The following is a 15,101-nucleotide window of genomic DNA, read 5'->3' as shown; positions in this document are numbered from 1 at the left end:
CCCGAACCCCCGCTCCTCAATCGCCGGAGGGGCTGGGTTCCCCCGAGTTCCCCGCAAGGACTGGGTTCCCCCGAGTTCCCCACAAGAGCTGGGTTCCCCCGAGTTCCCCACAAGAGCTGGGTTCCCCCGAGTTCCCCACAAGAGCTGGGTTCCCCCGGGTTCCCCGGGTTCCCCGGAAGGCGAAGGCCCTCCGGAGGGGTCACGCGTTCGGGCGGGCTCCCGACGCCGCGGCCTTCGCCGCCGCGGCCATCTCCTCCAGCTGCGCCAGCATCGGCATCGGGTCCGTGCCCACCGTCCCGGGCAGGAAGTCCGCGATGCGTTCCGGCGTCCACGGCTCCCCCTCCGCGTACCCCGCGCGCAGCTCCCTCGGCTGGGCCCAGACCGCGATCTTCGGGCCCGCGATCGTGTACACCTGGCCGGTGATCTTCTCCGTGCGGGCGCGCTCGCTGAGCAGGTAGACGACGAGCGCCGCCACATCCTCCGGCTCGCCGATCTCCTTGAGCTCCATGGGCACGTTGGCGGACATCCGGGTACGGGCCACCGGCGCGACGGCGTTCGCCGTGACGCCGTACTTGTGCAGGCCCAGCGCCGCGCTGCGGACCAGCGAGATGATGCCGCCCTTCGCCGCGCTGTAGTTCGCCTGGGCCACGCTGCCCTGGTGGTTGCCGCTGGTGAAGCCGATGAGCGTGCCGGCACCCTCCTGCTTGCGCATCACCGCCGAGGCGGCCCGGAAGACGGTGAACGTGCCCTTGAGGTGGGTGGCGACCACCGGGTCCCACTCCTCCTCGGACATGTTGAACAGCATCCGTTCCCGCAGGATCCCGGCCACGCAGACGACTCCGTCGATCCGGCCGAACTGCGCGAGCGCCGTGTCCACGACCCGCTGCCCGCCGGCCATGGTGGAGATGTCGTCCGCCACCGCGACCGCCTCACCGCCCGCCGCCACGATCTCCTTGACGACGGACTCGGCTATCTCACTGGCGGGTTCGCCGCCCTCGATGGAGACGCCGTAGTCGTTGACCACGACTCTCGCCCCCTCGGCCGCCGCAGCGAGCGCGACGGCCCGCCCGATGCCGCGCCCGGCACCCGTGACGGCCACCACTTTGCCTGCCAAGAAGTTCCCCATGCCCGGCCCCTTCCCGCGGTTTCTGACGGACCGTTAGATTCTACGGGTCATCAGGTCCACCGGCACAAGCCCCAGGAGGCTCCATGTCACTGCCGGACGAGTTCCACGACATCGCCAAGCGCGTGAACAACTGGGGCCGTTGGGGTGCGGACGACGAGATCGGGACGCTCAACCTCATCACCGACGAGGTCGTACGGGAGGCGGCGGCCACCGTCCGGACCGGGCTGCGGATACCGCTCGCGCTGCCGCTCCAGCAGGACGGCGTGCAGAGCGGGCTGATCCCGGGACGGGTCAATCCGCTGCACACCATGGTTCAGATCAACCAGGAGCTGTTCGGCCCCGGCACCGTGGCCACCAGCGACGACACCGCGGTCCTGAGCCTCCAGACCGCCACCCACTGGGATGCGCTGACCCACGCCTCGCACTCGGGGAAGATCTACAACGGCCGGCCCGCCGGCACCATCACCGCGCACGGCGGCGCACAGTTCAGCGGCATCGACAAGGCCCCGCACATCGTCTCGCGCGGGGTGCTGCTCGATGTGGCCCGCGCACACGGGGTGGACCGGCTGCCCGGCGGCCACGCCGTCACCCCCGACGATCTGGACGCGGCCGAGGAGCTGGCCGGGGTCCGGGTGCGGGCCGGTGACATCGTGCTCGTACGGACCGGGCAGGTGCAGGTCTATCTGGCCGGGGACAAGAACGCGTACGGCTATCCGTCGCCGGGGCTGTCCATCCGGACACCCGAGTGGTTCCGGGCCCGGGATGTGGCCGCGGTCGCCAATGACACGCTGACCTTCGAGATCTTCCCGCCGGAGATCGAGGACCTGTGGCTGGGGGTCCATGCGCTGGACCTGGTCGAGATGGGCATGCTGCAGGGCCAGAACTGGAATCTCGAAAAGTTGTCCACAGCCTGTGCGGAGTCGGACCGCTACAGCTTTCTGCTCTCCGCCATGCCGGAGCCCTTCGTCGGCGCCACCGGCACACCGGTCGCGCCCGTGGCGGTCCTCTGAGCGGCCCGGACCGCAACCCCGGCCGAGCGGCCTCCGAGCGCGCCACCCCGGGCCGGCGCAGGGCCGCACCCCGCACCGGCGGACACGGCGTCCAGGACGGGCCTACGCGTGCCGGGTGACCGCGTGCGACGGCTCGTACGCGGCGCCCGGCTCGCGCACGGCGTCACAGCCGCCGGTTTCGCACGGCACCGCACTCTGCACGCCCGCGCCGTGGACGCCATGGGCTCCGGGCTGCATCTGCACCTGGATCAGCGGGATGCTCCGGTCCACCTCGCACCAGATGCGCTTGCCCGCACCCTCCGGCTGCCAGCCCCAGCGGTCGGCCAGCCCGTCGACCAGCTCAAGCCCCCGGCCGCCGGTGTCCTCGCCCTCCGCGTGCCGCTGCTGCGGCGGGCGACAGCTGGTGTCGGCCACCTCGACCCGTACGGTCCCGGCGTTCCCCGGGGCCCCTGTCGAGCCGAACAGCATGCGCAGCACGGCCGGACAGCCGGTGTGCACGACCGCGTTGGTGACCAGTTCCGAGATCAGCAGGATGAGCGTCTCGGCCAGCGGCTCGTCGTCTCTTATCCCGGACCCGACCAGCCGCGAGCGCGCCCATCTGCGGGCCCGCCCCACCTCCGCGGGGTCGGCCCCGACCTCCAACTGAACCTGAAGCACCTGCACCGCTCACACCATCCGAACCGGCGGACACATCGCCTCGCGCCTCCTCAGGGTCACGGAACGTGATTCCCTTACGAGACAGCATGGTTGACGTACAGTCACCGCAACAAGCGCTTCGGGCATATTCCAGCGCGAAGGAGTACGCGTGGTGCATACTGTGCGACGCACGCTGCGGAGAGTCGAACAGAGACGCCCGGAGCCATCGGAATCCCCGGGAATCGTTTCCCCGGCAGGCCCGGCCTCTCTGTATGGATCACGAGCAGGGCACCTCTCGCGGACCGGAGCAGCCGCACAGGCCACATCCGGATCGCCAGGTTCCAGAACCACTCGCATCCAACGGAGCGTACCCGAGCCCGGCGCCGACTCCACCCCGTGACGAATCACGCAAAGGACACAAGCCGGTATCGGCCCGTACCGACTGCACTGTGTCACTCCGCAGCGTGAACCTCAGGGGGCCGTCGCGTCACCGAGCACGCCGGCCGCCCGCCCGCTCCGGATCAGACCAGATCGGCGGCCAGCGCCTCCTCCGCGTCCGCCGCGGTCAGCCACTGCCCGGCCCGCAGCCAGGCCCGCTTGAGATGCAGATGGACGTCCGCCTCCCAGGTGAAGCCCATTCCGCCGTGCACCTGGAGGCAGTCGCGGGCATTGCCGACCGCCGCTTCGTCGGCCAGCAGCTTGGCGCCGGCGATCTCCACCGGGTCCGCCGTCACGGCGGCCGCGTAGACGGCGGTACGGGCCGTCTCGGCGCGCACCAGCATTCCCGCACACAGATGCTTGACCGCCTGGAACGATCCGATCGGCGCTCCGAACTGTTCGCGTTCACGGGCGTGTTGAACCGCCGCCTCGGTGCTGCGGGCAGCACTGCCGAGCTGTTCGGCTGCGGCCAGCAGGGCTCCCTCGCGGCGCAGCCGTGCCGCGTCCGGCAGCGGGTCGCCGTCGTACGCGGAGAGGTCCGGCACCCGCCACAGGGGGGTGCCCGGGTCGAGCGACCGCACCGGCCGGGCCTCCCGCACGAGTTTCCGCAGCACCCCGCCGCTCAGCACCCGGGCCCGCCCTCCGTCGCCTGCTTCCCCGTCGCCGCCCCTGTCCAGGACGAGCAACGCGTCGGCGTCGGCCAGGTGACCCACCGGCCGCCCGGCCTCCGCCAGGGCCACCACGGCCTGGCCCTCGGCCGCCCCCTTCACCGCTCCCGCGGCCAGCTGGGTGGCGATCAGCGGACCGGGCAGCAGGACCCGCCCGATTTCATCGAACATCAGTACGGATTCAGGCAGGCCGAGCCCGACCCCGCCCGCCGTCTCGGGCAGCCGCAGCGCGAAGAGCCCGGCCGCGCCGAGCTCCCGCCACAGCTCACCGCCGGCTCCCCCGGCGCCGTCCAGCGCGGCCCGCATCCGGTCCCTGTCGAACCGCCCGGCAAGCAGATCCCGGATCCCCGCCCGCAGGGCCCGCTGGTCGTCCGTGAGCCGGAAGTCCACCGTCCGCTCACCGTCCCTTCGGCAGGCCGAGAATCCGCTCGGCGACGATGTTGTGCTGGATCTGCGAGGTACCGGCCGCGATCGTGTACGAGAGCGAGGAGAGCCGGTCCAGCACCCACTCCCGGTCCAGGTCCAGGGCGTCGCCCGCGCCGAGCACCTCGGCCGCCGCCTCGTACAGCTCCTGGCGGGCGTGCGAGTACCGCAGCTTGAAGACCGAGCCGCCGACCCCCGGGACTCCCCCGCAGGCCTGCGCCTCGCTGACGTTCCACTGGGTGAGCCGCCACAGCGCCCGGAACTCGGCGTTCAGCCTGCCCAGCCTCCGCCGCAGCACCGCGTCGTCCCACCGCCCGTTCCTGCGCGCCTCCGCGGCCAGCGCGTCCAGGGTGCGGCGGCAGGCGACGACCTCCCCCACGAACGCCGTGCCGCGCTCGAAGGAGAGCGTGACCATGGTGACCCGCCAGCCGTCGTTCTCCGCCCCCACGCGGTGCGAGACGGGCACCCGCACCTCGTCGAGGAACATCTCGGCGAATTCCGCCGACCCGGCGAGCGTGCGCAGCGGCCGTACGGTGACGCCGGGACTGTCCATCCGCATGGCGAGCCAGCTGATGCCCCGGTGCTTCGGCGCCTCCGCATCCGTCCGCACGAGCAGCTCGGACCAGTCGGCGACCTCCGCGTGCGAGGTCCAGATCTTCTGCCCGCTCACCACGTAGTCGTCGCCGTCACGCACCGCGCGGGTCCGCAGCGAGGCCAGGTCCGAGCCCGCCTCCGGCTCGCTGAACCCCTGGCACCAGATCTCGTCGCCGCGCAGCACCGGCGGCAGCCAGCGGGCCCGCTGCTCCGCGGTGCCCTCGGCGGCGATGGTGGGACCGGCGTGCAGCAGGCCGACGAAGTTCGCGCCGACATAGGGCGCCCCGGCCCGCTCCGTCTCCTCCAGGTAGATCAGGTGCTGGGTCGGGGTGGCGCCGCGGCCGCCGGCGTCCGCGGGCCAGTGCAGGCCCGCGTACCCGGCGTCGTACAACAACCGCTGCCAGCCGGCGTCGTACGCCCTGCGCCCCGGCCAGTCACCGGGGTCCGGCTTCCCGGGCAGTCCCGGGAGCACCGAACCCAGCCACTCCCGCAGCCGCGCCCGAAAGGCTTCCTCTTCCTCCGTGTACGCAAGGTCCATGACGCACGCGCCTACTTGTCGAGGCCGAGACCGAGCATCCGGATCGCGTTCCCGCGCATCAGTTTGTAGACGGTCTCGTCGTCCAGTCCCTTGACGTGGTCGAGAGCGACCTCCTTGGTGTGCGGGAAGGTCGAGTCGACGTGCGGGTAGTCCGTCTCGAACGTGGCGTTGTCGCGCCCCACGACATCGAGCGAGGCGACGCCGTGCTTGTCACGGAAGAAGCAGCAGAACATCTGCCGGTAGTAGTACGTGGACGGCGGCTCGGGGATCAGATCGCGCACCCCGCCCCAGGCCCGGTGCTCCTCCCAGACGTCGTCGGCGCGCTCCAGGGCGTACGGGATCCAGCCCATCTGCCCCTCGCTGTACGCCAGCTTCAGCGTCGGGAACTTGACCAGCACCCCGCTGAAGAGGAAGTCCATCATCGAGGCCATCGCGTTGTTGAAGGAGAGCGAGGCCTGGACGGCGGGCGGGGCGTCCGGGGAGGCCGCCGGCATCTGCGAGCTGGACCCGATGTGCATGTTCACCACCGTGCCGGTCTCCTGGCAGACGGCGAAGAACGGGTCCCAGTACCCGGTGTGGATCGACGGCAGCCCCAGATAGGTCGGGATCTCCGAGAAGGTCACCGCCCGCACCCCGCGCGCGGCGTTCCGCCTGATCTCCGCAACGGCGAGATCAACGTCCCAGAGCGGAATGATGCACAGCGGGATCAGCCGGCCGCCGCTGTCCCCGCACCACTCCTCGACCATCCAGTCGTTGTACGCCCGCACACAGGCGAGCGCGACCTCCTTGTCATGCGCCTCGGCGAAGGTCTGCCCGCAGAAGCGCGGGAAGGTCGGGAAGCAGAGGCTCGCCTCGACGTGGTTGAGGTCCATGTCCTTCAGCCGCTCGGCGGGATCCCAGCAGCCGGGCCGCATCTCGGCCCGGGTGATCCCCTCCAGCGTCATGTCGTCGCGGTCGAAACCGACGGCGGCGATGTTCCGCTTGTACGGGAACTTGAGGTCCTCGTAGATCCACCAGTCGGTGGGCGGACCGTCCGGGTCCATCGTGATGACGTACTTGCCGCCGGTGTACGCCAGCTCGCCGATGCCCGCGGTCAGCGGCTGCGGTCCGCGCTCCCGGTACTTGGCCGGCAGCCAGGTGGAGAAGAGGTGCGGCGGCTCGATCACATGGTCGTCGACGCTGACGATCCGAGGCAGTTCCGTCATGGTGTCCCCTTAGGCGCACGCGTTTCTGATGACCCGTCAGATTGACGTAGCCCACAGGCTAGCCCCGCACCCCTGGACCGACAAGGCGCAGCGCTCTACGCTCTCCGCACGATCTGACTACCCGTCAGCTGTGAGGGGTTCGCCGTGAACGAGACCGCACATGCCCTGGGTGCATCGGGCACCTTCTGGGAGCTCATCGAACGCCGGGCCGCCCTGACGCCGGAGGTGCCCTTCCTGATCCAGGACGACCGCACGCTCACCTTCGGCGAACTGCGCACCCGCGCCGAACGGGTGGCAGCGGGCCTGTACGACATGGGAGTACGCCCCGGAACCGTCGTCGCCTGGCAACTGCCGACCCGCCTGGAGACGGCGCTGCTGTCCTTCGCGCTGACCCGGATCGGAGCGGCGCAGACCCCGCTCATCCCCTTCTACCGCGACCGCGAGACCGGCTACGCGCTGCGCGAGTCGAAGGCGGAGTTCTTCGCGGTGCCGGGCACCTGGCGCGGCTTCGACCACGCCGAGATGGCCACCCGTCTCTCGGCGGACCTCACACACCCGCCCCGGATCTTCGAGGCGTACGACACGCTCCCGGACGGCGACCCGGCGATCCTGCCCCCACCGCCCGCCGACGGCACGGCGGTGCGCTGGATCTACTGGACCTCGGGCACCACATCCGACCCGAAGGGGGTCCTGCACACCGACCGCAGCCTGATCGCGGGCGGCTCCTGCCTGGCCCACGCACTGCACCTGTCGGCGGACGACGTCGGCTCGATGGCCTTCCCGTTCGCCCATGTCGCCGGGCCGGACTACTCGGTGATGCTGCTGCTCTACGGCTTCCCGGCGGTGCTGTTCGAGCACTTCGCGATGCCGGACGCCCTTGCGGGTTACCGGCGCCACGGGGTGACGGTCGCGGGCGGCTCCACGGCCTTCTACTCGATGTTCCTGGCGGAACAGCGCAAGGCCCCGTCCACCCCGCTCATCCCCACCCTCCGCCTGCTGGCGGGCGGTGGCGCTCCGAAGCCCCCCGAGATCTACCACGCGGTGGTACGCGAGATGAGTGTCCAGCTCACCCACGGCTACGGCATGACCGAGGTCCCCATGATCACGATGGGCGCCCCCGACGACACGGTGGACATGCTCGCCTCGACGGAGGGGCGGCCGCCGGCCGGCATGGAGATCCGGATCACCGACGAGGACGGCAAGCCGTTGCCGTACGACACGGACGGCGAGGTACGGCTCCGGGGCGAAGCGGTCTGCAAGGGCTACCTGGCCTCCGCGAGCCCCTTCGACGCCGAGGGCTTCCTGATCACGGGCGACATCGGGCACGTCAGGCCGAGCGGGCACCTCGTCCTCACCGGCCGGCTGAAGGACATCATCATCCGCAAGGGCGAGAACATCTCGGCGAAGGAGATAGAGGACCTCCTCGCCCGCCATCCCGGCGTCGGCGACGCGGCGGTGATCGGCCTCCCGGACGCATCGCGCGGCGAACGCGTCTGCGCGGTGGTGGAACAGCCCCCGGGGGCCGCCCCCCTCACCCTCGCCGAGGTGACGGCCTACCTGCGCGGCGAGGGCCTGTCGGTCCACAAGCTGCCGGAACAACTGGAACTGCTGCCCGCGCTGCCCCGCAACGAGACCTTGCGGAAGGTACTGAAGTACCAGCTGCGGGACCGCTACACGTGACGTCCCCCGGTCCGGGGCGGAGGGTTCCGTCCTCAATCGCCGGACGGGCTGGGATTGCCCGGCCACCCCGCCAGACCCAGGATTCCGCCCTCAAACGCCGGACGGGCTGGGATTGCCCGGCCACCCCGCCAGACCCAGGATTCCGCCCTCAAACGCCGGACGGGCTGGGATTGCCCGGGTGCCTGAGAGGGGCAGACGCACGGCGGCCGGGTTCGGGGGCGTGCAGGGGAGTCCCCGCAGGACGACGAACAAATACCCGGCCCCCTCGCGTACCCGCCGCACGTTCGTCGTTTGAGGAGACGCCCCGGAGGGACCCCGGACCCCCACCCACCGAGAAACCGCGCACCCCACGGGCAACCCGCACACACCAAGCCCGTCCGGCGCTTGAGGACAAAAAGACCCGCACCCCGGAAAGGGGCGCACAAGCACAACCCCGCGCGCCCGCCCGGCCGAGGGCTACGCGTCGGGCTCGATCACCGTGAAATACGCGGCGAACGCCGCCACCGCGTCCGCCTCCGCGATCCGCCCGTCGCGATCCGCGTCCAGGCTCTGCGCGGCGAAGGCCGCCGCGTCCGGACTCGCGCCCAGCACCCGCAACGCCCGCTCGACGGCGGGCACCGCGGCGGCCCCGCCGTCCTCCTGGTCGGCCACGGCGATCGCCGCGCGCAGGAACGGGCGGGCGATCTCCGCGAACCGCTCGGGATTGTCGCGCAGGCGTTTCACCGCGCCGCCCACGAACTCCTCACGGGTGACCCGCTGGTCCCCGTCCACGTCGGCGATGCCCGCCATGCCCTGCCAGAATGCCTCGGCCCCGCTGTAGAGCGCCTGGCCCTTGTCGCAGCGCGCCGTCGTACCGAACTCGGTGAGCAGGCGGGCCGCTGCGGCGTTGAAATCCGCGCGATCGATGTACCCGTTGCCGTCCTGGTCGAAGGCGGCGAAACGAAAGGCGATCTTGCGCTCATACTCTGCGCTGTCCATGCGGGGAGCGTACGACGCCCACAGCGTTCACGTGTCACTTACGTGCTTCAGCAGTGTGACAACCCGGCATTGAACCCCGCTTCCGGCCACGCGCACCTCAGGCCGAGATCGGTTCGGCCCCGTCGTCGACGGCGGAGTCCCAGTCGGGGTAGACCTCGAACAGCCGGCGCACGCCGAGCGCCGCGAGCACCCGGTTGACGTGCGAGCCGTCCTCCGCGCCCCGGGCGGGCAGGATCAGCCGCAGCCGCCCCCCGCAGGAGCGCATCAGCCGGCGGGAGGCGATCAGCACTCCGACGCCGCTGGAGTCGCAGAACAGGACCTCGGAGAGATCGAGCACGACATCGTGACGGCCGACGGCGACCGCGTCGTGGACGGACTGGCGGACGGTCGGTGAGGTCACCAGATCCAGTTCGCCGCGGATGTGCAGCACGGTCCACCCGCCCTGCTCGGTCTCGGCCACCTTCAATGTCACGCGACTGGGCCTCTCGTTCCGGGGATCCCGGTGGATTCCAGCGATCCGGGCGTTTCCGTTCCTCCTCGCGGCTGCCCCGCGCACTCTCCATGAAACACCGCCGGTCCCGAGAGGCCCAGAAGGGTTTCAGGCAGAAATGATCACTTGAGGTCCGATTCCGCCGTCGCGGGGGCCGCATTCCCCTACCATCCGGGGCGTTCGCGCGGACGTACTTGCCGCAAAGGGGCGTGCATGGTCAGTACAGCCGACTACATTCGATGTGACGAGGGGTACAGGGCGAGGGCACAGGGCTGGGGGTCTCATGGCTAATAACGCACCACCCCGCTGGGACCGCAAGATGCAGCAGCGGCTGGCGCGCGGCGAGGCGGCCGCGCTCGGGGAGCTCTACGACCGGTTCGCCGCTCTCGTGCACAGCCAGGCCCACCGGATGCTCGACGACGAGAGCGCCGCGGACCTGGTGACGCGCGAGGTCTTCGGATACGTGTGGGAGAACCCCGACGCCTACGACCCCAAGCAGGGCTCGATGCGGTCCTGGGTGGCCCGGCTCACGCACCGCCAGTCCGTCCAGCGGCTGCGCAGCACCGCCGCCGGTACGTACGGGGCCACCGAGGACGCCCTCGACGACGGGGCCCGCGCGGACCCGGCCGAGCTGGAGGAGCGGGTGCGCCGGGCCACCGCTGCGGCCCGCGCCGACTACATCGTCGCTTCCATGCCCGCACCGCTGCGGGCCGCACTGGAGCTCGCGTACATCCAGCGCCGGGACTACCGGCAGACCGCGGCCGATCTCGGGGTCACCGAGGACGAGGCCCGGCGCCGGCTGCGGCTGGGTCTCCAGCTGCTGTCCACCGCCCACACCCGACCGCTGGAGGGCTCCTCCCCTCCCGGATACGGACGGCGGCTGTGACCGACGACGCGGAGGGGCTCGACGGCGACGGCCGGGAGCACGACGGCCGGGACGACGAGGTGCGTGGCGCCCGTCGCATACCGGGTCCGCGGGCTGCCGCGGACGACTTCGACATGGGCCAGCCGATGCCACCACCGCCCCCACCCCCGCCGGAAGACATGCCGCCCCAGCCGGAATCCGTACCGCCGCAACCGGAACCGTCCGAGACCCGGCCGGGCCCGCCCGGCCCGCCGGCCCTCGTGCTGCCGCACCGCGTCCTGAAGGCCCTTCTCGGCGCGTGGGCGCTGGCCGCCTGCTCCGCCGCGGAGACCGAGGCCGTCGAGGAGCACCTCACGGAGTGCGCCCCCTGCGCGGACGAGGCGCTGCGGCTGCGTGACGCGGTCGGCCTGCTGCACACCGACGGCAGCCTGGATCTCGATCCACTGCTCAGGTCGCGGGTGCTGGAGAGCTGCCTGAGCCGCCGCCCCGCCAAGATCCCGGTGCCGGACTGGGCGTCCCCGTACGACGCGGAGACCGCCCGCCTCGACGCACTGCTGCGCGACATCGGCTCCGCGGAGTGGCACGCCCCGGTGCGGCTGAAGTGGTTCGAGGGCGACCGCAGGGCCAACCGGAAGACGACGGTGGCCGGGGTCATCGGCCACCTGATGACCGTCGACGGGCTGGTCAGCACCGCCCTCGGCCTCGACGACCCGCTCGCTGCGAGCGTCCCGGACATCCCGCGCCGTGGCCCTGGACCGGTGCTCGCACCCACCGCGCGCACCGAGAGCTACTGGGCGTCCGCCCGCCGGCCGCCCACCCGGGCCGTCCGCGAGCCGTGGCGCGAGCAGAGTCACACGCTGATCCGCACGGTGTCCTTCGCGGGCCGCGGTGTCTCGGAGCGCTCCGTCTCCTACGGCGACTTCGCGCTGCCGCTCCAGGACGCCCTGCTGGACCGCGCCTTCGAGTGCTGGGTGCACGGCGGTGACATCGCGGACGCGGTGGACTATCCCTACGAGGCGCCCTCCGCGGCCCATCTGAACCGGATGATCGACCTGTCGGCCCGGATGCTGCCGGCCGCCCTGGCCGGGCGGCGACGGGCGGGGCTCGCCGGTCCGGCCCGCCGCCTGGTGACGGCAGGCACCCCGGGCCGCTCGCTCCACCTGGAGGTGGAGGGCCTGGGCGGCGGCGACTGGTACATCCCGCTGGACTCCCCCGCCGCGGTCGGCTCGCCCGACCACACGGTGGCGCAGGTCGCGCTGGACGGCACCGAGTTCTGCCAGCTGGTGGCGGGCCATGTGCTGCCCGTGGAGGCGGCGGCCGGTCAGCGCGGGGACCGCGAGGCGATCCAGGACGTGCTCTTCGCGGCGGCCTCGCTCAGCAGGCTCTGAGCCGAAGCGGGCCCGGGCCGGAGCGGGGCCCGAAACGAAGCGGGCCCGGGCCGGAGCGGGGCCCGAAACGAAGCGGGCCCGGGCCGAAGAGGGGCCGGGCCGAAGCCGGGCCGGAGCCGGCCCGGGTCGGCTACGCGAAGACCACCGTGCGGCGGCCGTTCAGCAGAATGCGCCGCTCCGCGTGCCACTTCACCGCACGCGCCAGCGCCTGGCACTCCACGTCGCGCCCGATGGCGACCAGCTGGTCCGGTGTGACGCCGTGGCCCACCCGCTCGACCTCCTGCTCGATGATCGGCCCCTCGTCGAGGTCGGCCGTCACGTAGTGCGCCGTCGCACCGATCAGCTTCACACCGCGCGCGTGCGCCTGGTGGTAGGGCTTGGCGCCCTTGAAGCTCGGCAGGAAGGAGTGGTGGATGTTGATGATCCGGCCGCTGAGCTGCTTGCACAGATCGTCCGAGAGGACCTGCATGTAGCGGGCCAGGACGACCAGCTCCACGTCCTCCTCGCGGACCAGCTCCAGCAGCCGTGCCTCGGCCTCCGCCTTGTTGTCCCTGGTCACCGGAGCGTGCCGGAAGGGGACGTCGTACGAGGCGACGAGCTCGGCGAAGTCCGTGTGGTTGGAGACGACCGCGGCGATCTCGACCGGCAGCGCCCCGATCCGGGAGCGGAACAGCAGGTCGTTCAGGCAGTGGCCGAACTTGCTGACCATCAGCACGATCCGCATCCGGTCCGACGACCGGTGGATCTGCCAGTCCATCCCGAAGGAGTCGCCGATCGCGGCGAAGCTCGCCCGCAGCTTCTCCGGGCTCACCGGACCGCCCGCCGAGAAGTGGACGCGCATGAAGAACAGACCCGTGTCGTGGTCCCCGAACTGCTGGCTGTCCTCGATGTTGCAGCCGGTCATGAAGAGGAAGCTCGACACGGCGTGCACGATGCCCGTTTTGTCGGGGCACGAGAGGGTGAGGACGTACTGCTCGGACGCGGCGTCCGGTACAGCGGGGACAACGGGTTCGGCGGGCTGCGGCGCGGTCATTCCCGTAGCGTGCCACACTGCACGGATCTCAGGCCGATCTGGTCATGATGCGGAGCACGTCCAGGGAGCGCGGCGGTACGTCCGGGTCCTCGCCGTCGTTCGTGGCGAGCAGCACATGGGCCTCGCGGGCGGCCCGTACGGCCTCCTGCCAGCCGTGGTGCTCCAGATAGGCGGAGACGGGGGCGTCCGCGCCGACCTGGTGCATGATGCGCAGCACCCGCAGCACCGCGACGTCGACGAGGGCGGCCTCGCCTGAGTCCCGGAAGACCGTGCCGACGTATTTCTCGGCGGACCAGTTGTCGAGCCAGGTGTCCTCGACCAGGCGGTACACGGCGTCGGTGACGTCGCCGTATCCCTCCCGGCCGGCGAGCCAGCACTCGTGATGGAAGACGGGGTCGGAGAGCATGTGCAGCGCCGAGCGCACGTTGCTGCGCCAGCGCCACCACGGAATGTCGTTGAGCGGCATGCCGCCCATGGTGGAGGAGCGACGGCCGCGACGGGAAGAGTTCTCGGAACCTTGCTGCACGGTTGTCGATCGTACGTTCCTTTTCGGGCCTCCCGTACGGCCCCCTGTCATTCACCTGGATGTCACCGAACGTTGAACGGGGCACACTCCGGCGTTACCCCGCAGCGGGAATCGTCTGTCCCCATGACCGGACGGCAACGCCCCACCCTTTCCCGCCCTTCGAGGCTGCTCACCGGCGTGGTGACGGCGGGGGCCTTGCTGATGACGGGCTGCGGTGTGCTCCCTGGGGCATCGGGGGACTCCAGGGAGCCGCTCACCGTCGTCACCTGGGCGCCCAGCGGCGCCTCCGGTCCGGACGCGGCAAACATGGCGGGAATGACCGCGATGGCACAGACGTACGCCCGCTGGGTCAACGGCGAGGGCGGGCTGGACGGGCACGAGCTGCGGGTGGTCACCTGCGACGAGGAGGACTCCTCGGTCGGCGCGGGGAACTGCGCCCGCCGGGCCGTCAAGGAGAAGGCCGTCGCCGTCGTCGGCTCCTACAGCCGGTACGGGCGGGCGTTCATGGCGCCGCTCGAAGTCGCCGGGATTCCGTACCTCGGCGGGTACGGCGCCTCCGAGGAGGAGTTCAGGAGCTATATCTCCTACCCCGTGACCGGCGGTCAGTCCGCGCTGCTGGCGGGCAACGCCAAGCAGCTGGCGCGCGGTTGCGAGCGGGTCTCCCTCGTCCGGCCGGACACGCTGAGCGGCGACGGCCAGTCGTGGCTCCTCAGCACCGGTCTCACCGAGGCCGGCCGGTCCGCCCCGCTGGACATCCGGGCCGCGGAGACCGCCACGTCGTACGACGCCGCGGCGGGCCGGGCGCTGGCCGGGGCGGGTGCGCAGGGCGGGTGCGTGACCGCCGTGCTCGGTGAGCGCACCGCGACCTTCTTCGACTCCTTCCGCAGACTGGAGCCCACCGGCGGGGCGGCTCGCATCTCCTCGGTGCTCGGCAGCATCGGGCAGCCGCTCATCGACCGCACCGGCGGCCGCGAGAGCCCGTTCGAGGGCGCGTACGTCACCGGCTGGTACCCGGACTCCGGCGACGCCCGCTGGAACCGGATGCGCCAGGTGATCCGCGCGCACGCCTTCGACGACAACCGGATCGACCCGGACGACACGGGCGTGCAGACCACCTGGATCGCCTACACCGCCCTGAAGTCGATCATCGAGTCGCTGGACGAGTCGGTGATCACCGCGGGAAAGGTCACCAAGGCCCTGAACCGGGGCATCCGCGTCGGCACCGGCGGTCTCACCCCCGAACTGCGCTGGCGCTACGAGGACATGATCGGCTCGGACTCGTATCCGCGGATCGTGAACAGCAAGGTGACGTTCCAGGTCGTGCGCGACGGCAAGCTGGTCGCGGACAAGAAGGGCTTCGTCGATGTGACGAAGACCCTGTCGGACGCGAGCGCGACCAGCTGAGACGTACGGCGGGGGCGGGCGGGGGCAGCCCCCCCCCCCCCCCCCCCCCGGCCGCACAGCGCGGTGGCCACGCGCGCGGGCAGGCCCGACTTAGCCGCG

General features: G+C 71.5%; 14 protein-coding genes. 5 read left to right on the top strand and 9 right to left on the bottom strand.

What is annotated here, in order from left to right:
• Positions 1–199: 199 nt before the first annotated feature.
• On the bottom strand, positions 200–1,126 hold the full coding sequence (locus tag ACFVW8_RS34380) for an SDR family oxidoreductase (RefSeq protein ID WP_389697099.1): 927 nt from the start codon (positions 1,124–1,126) through the stop codon (positions 200–202).
• Positions 1,127–1,209: 83 nt separating this feature from the next.
• Between ACFVW8_RS34380 and ACFVW8_RS34375 the strand changes: the two genes are divergently transcribed.
• On the top strand, positions 1,210–2,136 hold the full coding sequence (locus tag ACFVW8_RS34375; RefSeq protein WP_389697097.1) for a cyclase family protein: 927 nt from the start codon (positions 1,210–1,212) through the stop codon (positions 2,134–2,136).
• Between the two features lie 102 nt (positions 2,137–2,238).
• Here ACFVW8_RS34375 and ACFVW8_RS34370 read toward each other — a convergent pair whose 3' ends face one another.
• The 4 genes from ACFVW8_RS34370 to ACFVW8_RS34355 form a co-directional block, all read right to left on the bottom strand.
• A complete protein-coding gene (locus tag ACFVW8_RS34370; RefSeq protein WP_389697095.1) occupies positions 2,239–2,799 on the bottom strand; it encodes an ATP-binding protein in 561 nt (186 codons plus the stop codon).
• A gap of 494 nt (positions 2,800–3,293) precedes the next feature.
• Positions 3,294–4,268 (bottom strand): acyl-CoA dehydrogenase family protein, encoded by a 975-nt coding sequence (locus ACFVW8_RS34365; protein WP_389697093.1) that lies wholly within the window; start codon positions 4,266–4,268, stop codon positions 3,294–3,296.
• Between the two features lie 7 nt (positions 4,269–4,275).
• Entirely contained in the window at positions 4,276–5,433 is a 1,158-nt protein-coding gene (locus ACFVW8_RS34360; protein WP_389697091.1) for an acyl-CoA dehydrogenase family protein, read from the bottom strand.
• 11 nt (positions 5,434–5,444) lie between these two features.
• A complete protein-coding gene (locus ACFVW8_RS34355) occupies positions 5,445–6,638 on the bottom strand; it encodes an amidohydrolase family protein (RefSeq protein WP_389697089.1) in 1,194 nt (397 codons plus the stop codon).
• Positions 6,639–6,782: 144 nt separating this feature from the next.
• On the opposite strand from ACFVW8_RS34355, the gene ACFVW8_RS34350 reads away from it, so the two are divergent.
• Positions 6,783–8,318: a class I adenylate-forming enzyme family protein gene (locus ACFVW8_RS34350; RefSeq protein ID WP_389697087.1), complete on the top strand. Its 1,536-nt coding sequence runs from the start codon at positions 6,783–6,785 to the stop codon at positions 8,316–8,318.
• A 456-nt stretch (positions 8,319–8,774) separates the two neighbouring features.
• On the opposite strand, the gene ACFVW8_RS34345 is transcribed toward ACFVW8_RS34350, so the two are convergent.
• Positions 8,775–9,296 carry an EF-hand domain-containing protein gene (locus ACFVW8_RS34345; protein WP_389697085.1) on the bottom strand — a complete coding sequence of 174 codons (522 nt, stop codon included), beginning with the start codon at positions 9,294–9,296 and terminating at the stop codon, positions 8,775–8,777.
• Between the two features lie 97 nt (positions 9,297–9,393).
• Positions 9,394–9,768 (bottom strand): STAS domain-containing protein, encoded by a 375-nt coding sequence (locus tag ACFVW8_RS34340; protein WP_389697083.1) that lies wholly within the window; start codon positions 9,766–9,768, stop codon positions 9,394–9,396.
• A 301-nt stretch (positions 9,769–10,069) separates the two neighbouring features.
• Here ACFVW8_RS34340 and ACFVW8_RS34335 point away from each other — a divergent pair, with 301 nt between their 5' ends.
• Both ACFVW8_RS34335 and ACFVW8_RS34330 read left to right on the top strand, forming a co-directional pair.
• The gene (locus tag ACFVW8_RS34335) at positions 10,070–10,672 is read left to right on the top strand and encodes an RNA polymerase sigma factor (RefSeq protein ID WP_389697081.1); all 603 of its coding nucleotides are present in this window, start codon (positions 10,070–10,072) and stop codon (positions 10,670–10,672) included.
• A complete protein-coding gene (locus ACFVW8_RS34330; protein ID WP_389697079.1) occupies positions 10,669–12,039 on the top strand; it encodes a maleylpyruvate isomerase N-terminal domain-containing protein in 1,371 nt (456 codons plus the stop codon). The genes ACFVW8_RS34335 and ACFVW8_RS34330 overlap by 4 nt, the downstream gene beginning before the upstream one ends.
• Positions 12,040–12,169: 130 nt before the next feature.
• Here ACFVW8_RS34330 and purU read toward each other — a convergent pair whose 3' ends face one another.
• Positions 12,170–13,072, bottom strand: a complete 903-nt coding sequence (gene purU, locus ACFVW8_RS34325) for a formyltetrahydrofolate deformylase (RefSeq protein WP_389697077.1) — start codon at positions 13,070–13,072, stop codon at positions 12,170–12,172.
• Positions 13,073–13,100: 28 nt separating this feature from the next.
• Positions 13,101–13,547 carry a hypothetical protein gene (locus ACFVW8_RS34320; RefSeq protein ID WP_389697101.1) on the bottom strand — a complete coding sequence of 149 codons (447 nt, stop codon included), beginning with the start codon at positions 13,545–13,547 and terminating at the stop codon, positions 13,101–13,103.
• 174 nt (positions 13,548–13,721) lie between these two features.
• Here ACFVW8_RS34320 and ACFVW8_RS34315 point away from each other — a divergent pair, with 174 nt between their 5' ends.
• Positions 13,722–15,002 (top strand): ABC transporter substrate-binding protein, encoded by a 1,281-nt coding sequence (locus ACFVW8_RS34315; protein WP_389697075.1) that lies wholly within the window; start codon positions 13,722–13,724, stop codon positions 15,000–15,002.
• The last annotated feature ends 99 nt before the right edge of the window (positions 15,003–15,101 follow it).

The sequence above is a fragment of the Streptomyces sp. NPDC058221 genome (assembly GCF_042882365.1).
Lineage (GTDB): Bacteria > Actinomycetota > Actinomycetes > Streptomycetales > Streptomycetaceae > Streptomyces.
Note: the sequence above shows the minus strand (reverse complement) of the source record. Positions and strands in the feature narration are given on the sequence as shown.